The organism is Streptomyces sp. NPDC058674 (assembly GCF_042716505.1).
GTDB lineage: Bacteria > Actinomycetota > Actinomycetes > Streptomycetales > Streptomycetaceae > Streptomyces.
Genome location: NZ_JBHXSC010000040.1, coordinates 59923 through 67601, shown reverse-complemented (window position 1 = coordinate 67601; position 7679 = coordinate 59923). Strand labels below are relative to the sequence as shown.

Here is a 7679-nt window from a genome sequence, read left to right as displayed (position 1 = left end):
AAACACACCCCCCTCGCCTCCCCCGACCCCGCCCTGATTCGACCCCGAGCCTTCGTCCCCACCCGACCCCCGGGGGCACCCCCAAGCCCGTCCATGACGACCCGGATGACGGAGTGAGCGACGTGTCGAACCCCTTTGACAGCCAGGACGGAACCTTCCTCGTGCTGGTGAACGACGAAGGCCAGCACTCCCTCTGGCCCGATTTCGCCCGGCTCCCCGACGGCTGGGCGGTGGCGCTGCCCGCGGGACCGCGGGAGGCGGCCCTCGCCTACGTCGAGGAGCACTGGACGGACATGTGTCCCGCCGGGCTCCGCGCGGCCGCCGGCGCCGAGTCCCTCTGATCGGGGACGGGTCCGGGGCGGAGGAGGAACTGTGGACGTAGACATGGCGATTCGCGCGGAAGGGCTGCGCAAGAGCTACGAGAGCCACGAGGCGCTGGGCGGGGTGGACCTGGAGGTCCCGGCCGGCACCGTACTGGGCCTGCTCGGCCCCAACGGGGCGGGGAAGACGACCACCGTGCGGATGCTGGCGACGCTGCTCGAACCGGACGGGGGCCATGCGACCGTCGCCGGGTACGACATCGTGCGCGAACCGCACGAGGTGCGCCGCAGGATCGGCCTCGCCGGCCAGTACGCGGCCGTGGACGAGATGCTCACCGGCCGCGAGAACCTCGAACTCATCGGCACCCTCGTGCACCTGGGCCGCCGTGCGACCCGGGAGCGGGCGCAGGAGCTGCTGGAGCGCTTCGACCTGACCGCGGCCGGCGACCGCCAGGCCCGCACCTACTCGGGCGGCATGCGCAGGCGGCTGGACCTGGCTGCCTGCCTGGTCGCCACGCCGTCGGTGCTCTTCCTCGACGAGCCGACCACCGGACTGGACCCGGTGAGCCGGATGGGCCTGTGGACGGTGGTGCGGGACCTCGTCGAGGACGGGGTGACCGTGCTGCTGACCACCCAGTACCTGGAGGAGGCCGACTTCCTCGCCGACCGGATCGCCGTCATCGACTCCGGCCGCGTCATCGCGGAGGGCACCCCGGACGAGCTGAAGCGCAAGGTCGGCGAAGAGCGGCTGGAGGTGACCGTCGCCGTACCGGGCCGCCTGCCGGACGCGGTCGGCGCACTGCGCCGGATCACGGCGGCGGAGCCCACCGTGGACACCGCGCGGGGCGTGGTCTCCATCCCGGTCGGCGACGGCCTCGGGACGATCGCCTCGGCCGCCGGGACGCTGCGGCAGGAAGGCGTCGAGGTCACCGACTTCGCCCTCCGCAGGCCCACCCTCGACGACGTCTTCGTCACGCTCACCGGCACGCCGGCCTGACCCGGCCGGGCGCGCGCCGCGCACCAGGGGAGCTCCCGTCGCGACCCCGGTGCGGGCGCGGCGCCCGGCTCCCTTCCGATGACGGAACCAGCAGGACCACGGGGGCTTCACTGTGCAAAGGATCCATTTCACCGCGGCCGACGTCGCCCGGACCCGCCTGAAGATCACCGCGGGACCGCTGGTCGAGTCGGCCTTCGCGTACGGACTGCTCGGCCGGGGCGTCGGCGCCCCGTTCGCGCGCTGGCGCAGCCAGGTCGGGGAACGGCTGCGGCCGGGCCCCGGCGGCCCGGGCCCCGACGGCGAGGCCGGCCTGGGCGCGATGCTGCGCGTCATCGAGCAGGGCGCCGCCGGCGGGGACCTCACCCGGGTCTGGACGACCGCGGTGGCGCCGTACTGGGAGCACCTGCTGGCCTTCCTGGAGGTCGAGTGCGAGGCCCGGGGCCGGGTGCTGATGGGCGGCGGAGCCGAACTGCTGCTGACCACGCTGCACTCCCGGATCACCTGGCGGGCACCGGTGCTGGAGATCCACGACGGGCCCGACGAGGACATCCGCCTGGAGGGGCGCGGGCTGGTGCTGGCGCCCTCGGTGTTCCTGGCGCACCGGGCCGGCCGCGTCACCCGCCACCTGGACCGGTCCGCGCCGGTGGTGCTGGCCTTCGCCGCGCCGCCGGACACCTACCAGGCGACCGCGCTGTGGGACAAGCCCGACGGCAGCGGCCAGTCGCTGGGCGCCCTGGTCGGGCAGACCCGGGCCGCCGCGCTGCACGTCCTGCGGGCCAGCTGCACCACCACGCAGCTCGCCGACCGGCTCGGCATCTCCGCCGCCGGGGCCAGCCAGCACACCGCGGTGTTGCGGCGGACCGGCCTGATCACCACCCGGCGGGTCCGCAACACCGTGCTGCACACCCTGACCCCGCTCGGCGCGGCCCTGCTCAAGGGCATGACGGCGCAGCCGGCCGGCGGCCCCGCCCGGCACCGGGCGCCCGCCGCGGCCGGCGCCGCCCTCCAGCACGCGTCCTGAGGTACCGCCGCACACACGGCCGCCCCCGGCACGGATCTCCGTGCCGGGGGCGGCCGTTCGCGTCGCGGCACTACTCCTTGATGCCCGCCAGGTCGCCGGGGCGGCCGCGCAGCACCGCGCCGGCCGACAGCAGCGTGGTGGCCAGGGTCAGTCCCAGCGCGCCGCCGACGACGGTGACGAGGATCCACGGGGAGCCCGTCGGGAGCGTCGTGCCCAGCACGCTCATGCTGAACGGCACCAGGGTCAGCGCCGCGACCAGCAGACCGAGGACGATGCCGGCCACGGAGACCAGGACCGCCTCCATCGCCATCATCTGCATGACCTGCCGGCGGGTGGCGCCGATCAGGCGCTGGAGCATGAACTCGCGCCGCCGCTCGGTGGTGGCCAGCACCTGGGTGTTGACCAGGGCGATGGCGGCGTAGCCGACGACCACGGCCAGGACCAGGTACGCCATCCACGACTGGGTGTCGCTGTTGTCGGCGGCCACCGCCGTCAGCGCCTGCCGGTCGGTGACCCGCAGGCCGGGCTGGCGGTCGGCGAGGGTACGGAGCGAGGCCTCCAGGGCGGCCCGGTCGGTGCCCGGCGCGGCGCGCACCATGATCTGCGGGACCAGGCCCGCGTCGGTGTGCCCGACCAGGACGGACGCCGGGACCAGGGCGGTCTCGTAGCCGCGCCGGCCGTCGACGGTGGCGACCAGCTTCAGGTCCACGCGGGTCCCGTCGCCCAGGCGCATCGGCACCGTGTCCCCGATCCTCCGGTCGCCGGCGTACCGGGCCGGCAGGGCGACGGCGTCGCCGCGCAGGGCGTCGAGGCTTCCGGACGCGGCCCGGAAGGAGGTGGTCTCGGCCACCCCCTCCGGGGTGACGCCCTGCATCGACACCTCGGTGGGCTGCGGCGCGCCGGACTCGCCGTCGCCGCCGTTCACGGCCGGGTCGATCGGTACGTCGGGCTCGATGAAGCCGAGGCTGGGCACCTGGGCGGAGGCCGCCGCGACCCCGGGCAGGGCGCGGACGGCGTCCACCGTCTCCAGCGGCATGCCGCCGGAGACCGAGGTCACCACCGCGTCGGCCCGCAGGCTCTCGTCGAACGCCTGCTCGGCGCCGTCGGCCTGGGTGGTCTGCATGTAGACGAGGCCGACGGCCAGGCCGGTGGCGAGCATCACCGGCATCACGGCCGCCGCGAGCCGGGCCGTACGGGCCTTCGCGTTGCGGGTGGCGAGGTGGCCGGAGAGGCCGGACACCGCCCGCACCGGGCGGCGCAGCGAGGCCGTGATGCCGCGGGCGAGGACCGGGCCGAGGAGGCCGAAGCCCGTCGTCCACACCATCGCCGCCGGGGTGGCGACGCTGCCCGCGTCCGGGCCGTCCATGCCGGCCGTGCCCACGGCCAGGGCGACCCCGCCGACGAGGCAGAGCAGGCCCACGACGGAGCGGAATCCGCTGAACCACTTGCGCTGGAGGCCGGCTTCGGCGAGCGCCTCGGTGGGCCGGGTGCGGGCGGCGCTGTTGGCCGCGATGAACGCCGCGCCGACGGCGGTGACGAGGGCCGTGGCCACGCCGACGATCAGCGGGACCGACCCCGCGCGGAAGACGATCGAGTCCGGGACCACGCCGGCGTCGGCGAAGGCGCCCAGCAGCCAGCGCCCCACGCGGGGCCCCGGGATGCAGGCCAGTGCCGTGGCGATGGCGGCCAGCAGGACGGTCTCGCCCAGGATCAGGCGGCGCAGCTGGCCGGGCGTGGTGCCGATGGCCCGCAGCAGCGCCATCTCGCGCTGCCGCTGCTGGATGGACAGGCCGAGGGTGGAGGAGGCCACGAAGACGGTGACCATGGCGGACAGTCCGCCGAACGCGGCGGCCAGCGGGATCAGGTCGCTGCCGTCGTCGATCACGCCGGGGTTCTCGGCGCGGCCCCGCTCGTCACCGGTCAGCACGGACACCGGCTGTCCGGCGACCGCCGCGCGGATGCCGTCGGCGACCGCGCCGACGTCCGCTCCGGCGGCCGGGAAGACGCCGATGTTGTCCACGGTGCCGGGCAGTCCGGCGGCGGCCTGGGCGGCGAGCGCGGCCGCGTCGGCGAGGAAGACGCCGTTCGCCTCGCCGTTGCCGGCCGCGACGCCGGAGACCTCGTACGCCTTCGACGTGCCGCCGGAGCGGATGTCGACCTCGGAGCCGGGCCGCAGGCCCGCCCGCTGGGCGAGCCGGCTGTCCACGACGACCTGGCCGGCGTCGGCGGGCGCCGCGCCCTGGGTGAGCCGGTAGGGGGTGAGGGCCGCGGAGGACCAGCCGTGGCCGGTGACCTGTGCGGCCGGGCCGCCGCCCGCCGGCGCGAGGGCGCCGGGGAACGTCACGTCGGCGGCGGTGCGCTCCACCCCGGGCACCGCCGCGATCTTCGCGGTCAGCGCGGAGTCGATGCGGACGCGCTCGGGGAAGACGAGCTCGCTGGAGGTGCCGAGGTAGCGCTGCTCCCCGGTCACCACGACCGGGGCAGCGGCCAGCCGCTGGGGCGGGGCCGCGTTGTGGATTCCCGTCTCCAGGAGGCCGCCGCAGGCCACGACGATGGTCGCGCCGAAGAACAGCGCGATGAACGAGGCGATGAATCCGCCCTTGTGGTAGCGCAGGGTGCGCAGCGCGATCCTGATCACCGCAGCGTCCCCCGTCCCGTCGCGGCCGCCGCCGGGCGGGTGCCCCAGGCACCCAGGTGGGTCATGCGTTCGGCGACCTGGTCGGCCGTGGGCCGGTCCAGGTGGTCCACGATCCGGCCGTCCGCGAGGAACAGCACCCGGTCGGCGTGGGAGGCGGCGACCGGGTCGTGGGTGACCATCACGATGGTCTGGCCGGCCTGCTCGACGGCCTCGCGCAGCAGGGTCAGCACCTCGCGCGCCGTGTACGTGTCCAGGGCTCCCGTCGGCTCGTCGCCGAAGATCACCGCGGGCCGGGTGATGAGCGCCCGCGCGATGGCGACGCGCTGCTGCTGGCCGCCCGACAGCTCGCCGGGGCGCCGGCCCTCCCGGCCCCCGAGCCCGACCCGCTCCAGCACCTCGGCGACCGCTCCCTTCTGCGGCCGCTTGCCGGCGAGCCGCAGCGGCAGGGTCACGTTGTCCAGGACGGACAGCGCGGGCAGCAGGTTGAACGCCTGGAAGATGAAGCCGATCCGCTCGCGCCGGAAGGTGGTGAGCTCCCGCTCCTTGAGCCGCGCCAGGTCCACGCCGTCCAGCAGGACCGAGCCCGAGGTCGGACGGTCCAGGCCCGCCGCACAGTGCAGGAAGGTGCTCTTGCCGGACCCGGAGGGACCCATCACCGCCGTGAAGGTACCCCGGTCCAGACCGATGCTGACGTTGTCGAGGGCGGTGACCTCGTTCTTGGAGCCGCCGTAGACCTTCCGTACGGATTCCAGGCGGACGACGTGCCGACCCTGCGGGTCCGGTGTCCCTGTCATGGGGTTTTCCTTCTGCTGGAAGCCGGCCCCTGGCGGGGCCGGCTGGGTTGAGGGGTCAGGTCGGGCACGGCTCAGGTCTGCGACCAGGAGCGGAACTGCCGCTGCCCGTAGAGCAGCGGCGGGCGGCTGTGCTGCCGGGTTATCCGGCGGGCCGCGCCGTAGACGGTGACGTGGTCGCCCATCCGCTGGGTCAGCACCACCTCGCAGTCGGCGATGGTGTGGGCGTCGCGGACGAGGTGCGGCCCGCCCGCGCCGGGCGGCTGCTCCCAGGGGACCAGCGCGAACCGGTCCGGGTTCCCGGAGGCGAACAGCTCGGCGGTCTCCCGGGCCTCCTCGTGCAGGAAGCTGACGGAGAACGAACCGGAGGTGAGGAGGGCCTGGAGGGTCGGGCTGCCGGCCCGCAGGCAGACCAGCAGGGTCGGCGGGGCGAGCGAGACGCTGGCCACCGAGGAGCAGGTCATGCCCCACGGCTCCCCGTCGGCGTCGCGGGTGGTGACGGCGCAGACCCCGGTGGGGAACTCGCTCATCAGGGCGCGGAAGGCGTCGGGCGACGCCTGTGCGGCCGTCACCGCGGTGGGCTGGGTGGTCATCGGGTGCTGCCTTCCATCGCAAGGGCGAGCTGGGGGTCGGCGGAGCCGGCCTTCACGCTCCGGTCGGGCACGCGGCGCTCCCGGTGGTCGAGGAAGCCGAGCAGCGGGCCGGTCATGGCGGTGGTGGCGATGGCCATCACGACCAGGGCCAGGACCAGCGGCGCGGTCAGGATTCCGGCGCTGAAGCCGGCCTGGAGCACGATCAGTTCGGTCAGTCCGCGGGTGTTCATGAGGACGGCCACCCGGCGGGCGTCGGCCGGCGGCCGCCCTCCCAGCCGGGCTCCCGCATAGCCGCCGAGGCCCTTGCCCAGGCAGGCCAGCAGGAAGGTGGCCAGGATGAGCACCCAGGACGCCTGCGAGAAGCTGCCGTTGAGGACGGTGACGCCGGTGACCACGAAGAACGCGGGGACCAGCAGGCGGCCCGAGCGGGCGATGCCCTCGACGGCGGGCGCCCACGGGGCGTCCGCGTCCCGCGGGATCGCGAACCCCACCAGCGCCGCCCCGACGATGGCGGTCATGCCCATCTCCTCCATGGCGATCGCCACGGCCAGGGTGGCCGCCGCCAGCAGGACGGCGACGGTGCGCGGGCTCCTCCCGTACGCCCGGCGGGCGAGCGGGGTGCGCAGCGAGAACCGGATCGCCAGCGCGCAGACGGCGCCGACCCCCAGCGCCAGCGCCGAGTGCAGGAAGCCGGCGAGGCTGCCTTCGCCGAGGCTGATGGCGAGCATGCACAGGAGCCAGCCCACGGCGTCCACGGTGATGGCCGCGCCGAGCGCGACCCGCCCCGCCGAGGACTCGCTCATGCCGCGGTCGGTGAGGATGCGGGCCATCACCGGTACGGCGGTGATGGACATCGACACCGCGATCATCAGGACGAACGCCGCCGTCGGGGCGTCGCCGCGGGCCGCGGTGTCGTCGGTGGCGATGATCAGGACGGCCAGCAGCACGCCGCTGACCAGCGGCGGGACCAGCGCGCCGGCCGCCACCCAGGCGGTGGTGCGACGCGGTTGCGCGCCCGGGCCGGCCTGGAGCTTGTGGGCCAGGCCGACCAGGAACAGCGCGAGGGCCGCCTTGGAGATGAGCTTGAGGGTGTCCAGGACGGGCCCCGGCAGCACCGCGTCGAAGGCCGCGGGTCCCATCAGGTACAGGGCCGCCGGGCCGGCCAGCAGGCCCACCGTGATCTCGCCGATCACCTCCGGCTGGCGCAGCAGGCGGGCCGCGGCCCGTCCCGTCCAGGCGAGCAGCAGGATCACGGCGAGGATCGTCAGGACGTGGACGGAGCGGGTCAGGAGGTCGACAACTTCCATGGCTTGGCTTCC

Annotated in this window: 7 protein-coding genes; 3 read left to right on the top strand and 4 right to left on the bottom strand. The window is 75.1% G+C overall.

What is annotated here, in order from left to right; all coding sequences use genetic code 11:
• Window positions 1-122 precede the first annotated feature (122 nt).
• The 3 genes from ACFWU6_RS21075 to ACFWU6_RS21065 all read left to right on the top strand — a co-directional run bounded on the left by ACFWU6_RS21075 (window position 123) and on the right by ACFWU6_RS21065 (window position 2338).
• On the top strand, window positions 123-341 hold the full coding sequence (locus tag ACFWU6_RS21075; RefSeq protein ID WP_383982406.1) for an MbtH family protein: 219 nt from the start codon (window positions 123-125) through the stop codon (window positions 339-341).
• A gap of 43 nt (window positions 342-384) precedes the next feature.
• The gene (locus tag ACFWU6_RS21070; protein ID WP_383802996.1) at window positions 385-1317 is read left to right on the top strand and encodes an ATP-binding cassette domain-containing protein; all 933 of its coding nucleotides are present in this window, start codon (window positions 385-387) and stop codon (window positions 1315-1317) included.
• A 112-nt stretch (window positions 1318-1429) separates the two neighbouring features.
• Window positions 1430-2338, top strand: a complete 909-nt coding sequence (locus tag ACFWU6_RS21065; protein WP_383802998.1) for an ArsR/SmtB family transcription factor — start codon at window positions 1430-1432, stop codon at window positions 2336-2338.
• A 70-nt stretch (window positions 2339-2408) separates the two neighbouring features.
• Here the strand turns inward: ACFWU6_RS21065 and ACFWU6_RS21060 are convergent, their stop codons facing one another.
• The 4 genes from ACFWU6_RS21060 to ACFWU6_RS21045 form a co-directional block, all read right to left on the bottom strand.
• Window positions 2409-4976, bottom strand: a complete 2568-nt coding sequence (locus tag ACFWU6_RS21060) for an FtsX-like permease family protein (RefSeq protein ID WP_383982405.1) — start codon at window positions 4974-4976, stop codon at window positions 2409-2411.
• Complete coding sequence (locus ACFWU6_RS21055) at window positions 4973-5770, bottom strand: ABC transporter ATP-binding protein (protein ID WP_383982403.1); 798 nt, start codon at window positions 5768-5770, stop codon at window positions 4973-4975. The genes ACFWU6_RS21060 and ACFWU6_RS21055 overlap by 4 nt, the downstream gene beginning before the upstream one ends.
• A 71-nt stretch (window positions 5771-5841) precedes the next feature.
• Complete coding sequence (locus tag ACFWU6_RS21050) at window positions 5842-6360, bottom strand: flavin reductase family protein (protein ID WP_383803004.1); 519 nt, start codon at window positions 6358-6360, stop codon at window positions 5842-5844.
• Complete coding sequence (locus tag ACFWU6_RS21045) at window positions 6357-7667, bottom strand: cation:proton antiporter (protein WP_383803006.1); 1311 nt, start codon at window positions 7665-7667, stop codon at window positions 6357-6359. The genes ACFWU6_RS21050 and ACFWU6_RS21045 overlap by 4 nt, the downstream gene beginning before the upstream one ends.
• Window positions 7668-7679: the final 12 nt, after the last annotated feature.